General features: G+C 30.9%; 4 protein-coding genes. 3 read left to right on the top strand and 1 reads right to left on the bottom strand.

Annotation, left to right across the window (positions count from 1 at the left end):
- Positions 1-86: 86 nt before the first annotated feature.
- Positions 87-1,193, top strand: coding sequence for an AbiH family protein (locus GVV20_RS10395; RefSeq protein ID WP_159740571.1), 1,107 nt, complete (start codon positions 87-89; stop codon positions 1,191-1,193).
- A 102-nt stretch (positions 1,194-1,295) separates the two neighbouring features.
- On the opposite strand, the gene GVV20_RS10390 is transcribed toward GVV20_RS10395, so the two are convergent.
- Positions 1,296-1,460, bottom strand: coding sequence for a hypothetical protein (locus GVV20_RS10390; RefSeq protein ID WP_159740572.1), 165 nt, complete (start codon positions 1,458-1,460; stop codon positions 1,296-1,298).
- 110 nt (positions 1,461-1,570) lie between these two features.
- Here GVV20_RS10390 and GVV20_RS10385 point away from each other — a divergent pair, with 110 nt between their 5' ends.
- Both GVV20_RS10385 and GVV20_RS10380 read left to right on the top strand, forming a co-directional pair.
- Positions 1,571-1,837, top strand: a complete 267-nt coding sequence (locus GVV20_RS10385) for a recombinase family protein (RefSeq protein WP_201287523.1) — start codon at positions 1,571-1,573, stop codon at positions 1,835-1,837.
- Between the two features lie 2 nt (positions 1,838-1,839).
- The gene (locus GVV20_RS10380) at positions 1,840-2,295 is read left to right on the top strand and encodes a helix-turn-helix domain-containing protein (RefSeq protein WP_201287524.1); all 456 of its coding nucleotides are present in this window, start codon (positions 1,840-1,842) and stop codon (positions 2,293-2,295) included.
- Positions 2,296-2,419 lie beyond the last annotated feature (124 nt).

Raw genomic sequence — 2,419 nt, 5'->3', positions numbered from 1 at the left:
TTATAATAGGGTGCCGATTTTGGCACCCTATTGATATCCTTTTTTTTACTATAAAATTAATGTATATATATGGAGGTTATTAACTAATGAATGTTATTGTTTTAGGAAATGGATTTGATTTATTTCATGATATTGAAACAAGTTTTAGTTCATTCAAGATTTTTTTAGAAGAATATATTAAAGACCCTGGCAACCCAAAGTATGATAACAATATTCGTCAATCTATGATAGATGGATTTATAAGTGATCATGATGTCAAAGAAATGTACAACTTCATAGAAATTATTACTAACAATAGAGAAGTAGATAAGCTGTATCCTTGGAATTCTTTTGAACAAGATTTTTTAAATTATTGTATTTCTCTGAGTGATAGTTATAAACGATCATATCCTGCTGCGGCAACCACTAAGATGAATACCGGTATTCTTTATCCTCTATCTCTTTCTACTTTTGATAGTATGAAAAAATCTCACTCTGCTTTCTCTTACTGTTTCCAAGGTTATCTTAGATCTCTAGGAACTGACTACTCCTTTTATCAACAATTCCAAAGCGTTTTTGCCAAAGCAGATTTAATAATCACCTTCAATTATACCCATACATATGCCAAATATTTAGCACAAAATACCAAAGCTAAAATTGTGCATATACATGGAAATATGGAAAACACCAATAGCATAACTATCGGTTTCCAACATATTGAATTAGAAGAGATTAAAAAAGGCGACAACTATCTAAATGACATTGATTATTCCGCGGATTATTTTTTTAAAGAGAATCTTCTTTCATTAAAAGAGGATATAGCATTAAGTAAGAGAATACAAGAACTCGAGCCTTTTTTTGGAAAAGTTTCTCGCATTGATTTTCTTGGCTGGTCTTTTTCTAAGATTGATTCATATTTTTCCGAAGTTATATTAAAGTTAATTTCATTTCCAAAAGAAGGTTTACTATCAAAAGAAGAAATGGAAAAAATTGGAAAAGCTGAATTATATATATACAGACACCCTGAATACGACGCCAAAGATTATTTGCGTCAACAGCTTACTCAACTTATTGTAAGTTCTTCTTCATCACCAGGCAATGAATTAAAAGTAATGGGTTCTCGCGGTATTCACCCTATTGCTAACTTCATACAATTTGAAGAAGTAGATTACAAAATTATAAAAGAATCAGAAGAAGCAAAGGAAGGGCTTTGAGTCCCTTTTAGACACTTGTTATGATATTATTTACTCCTTTTTTTAAATTGCGTTGGAATTGCATAATCAAACAAAATAAAAAGAAGATACATATTCTTCTTTTTATTTTGTTCCTTTTGCTTTCAAATATTCAATACGTAATTCTTTTTTTTCTGAATCATTGTTGCTTTTTATTTCTATTCTATTTCTATTATGTACAACTTCTTTTTTTCCTTTAATGTTGATTTTCACATGAGAATTCGTTCCAACGTGAAAGTATTCATTCATTCTCTCACTCCTTCCGTTTCATTAGGGTATACTTCAGAGAAACATTTAATTTCATGAAAAATAGCGTTATAATTTGTTTCAATAGGACTCCCAGAATAGAGGTAAAAATAATGAGTTGGATCGGATATGCACGAATAAGCAGCAAAAAGCAAAACATCGAACGACAGATAGAGAAACTTAAAGAGTGTGAACTTCTTTTTAAAGATGAGATTACAGGTGCTGTTTTAGAACGTCCTGGACTTACTAAAATGTTAGAATTTATAAGAGAAGGAGATATTGTAGTTGTTTCTGAACTCGATAGGTTAGGAAGAAATAATGAAGAGATACAAAAGATACTGAAAAGAATAAGCGAAAAAAAGCCACATTTGAAATATTAAATTTGCCATCGACGAAAGGAATCGAAGATGAAAATCTGCGACGTCTGATTAATAATATAATTATCGAGGTTTATTCGTATAGTGCAGAAAGCGAGCGAAAATTAATACTAGAGCGACAGAGACAAGGAATAGAGATTGCTAAAGACAGAGGTGTTTATAAAGGTAGGTCTAGAAAATATGCATCAGATCACCCACGCATAGAGTACGCAAAGAAATTGTATGAAGTTGATAAGAGGTCACTGTCATCGATTGCAAGAGAATTAAAAGTAAGTAAGTCAACGCTACGTAGATATCTAAAAGTCTACAGTCAGAATAATATTATTAAAGAGAATATAAAGGAGGACTTGTGTAATGAAGAAGAGAATGGAATTCCTTTTGAAGGTCTTCTTCAAGTATCGATTAACGAAAAAGGCGAACTGAAAGAAGTAATTCTCGATGAGGAAGGAAATGTTAGATAATATGGTGGAAATAAATGGTTTGACAATATTAGTTAAAACCTATATAATTATATTGTACTGATTGAACCATGTGAGTCCTACTAGAAGGAGGACTATATGGAAATAAAATATATTAATGAAGAAG

The organism is Erysipelothrix aquatica (assembly GCF_009828775.2).
GTDB lineage: Bacteria > Bacillota_I > Bacilli_A > Erysipelotrichales > Erysipelotrichaceae > Erysipelothrix > Erysipelothrix aquatica.
Note: the sequence above shows the minus strand (reverse complement) of the source record. Positions and strands in the feature narration are given on the sequence as shown.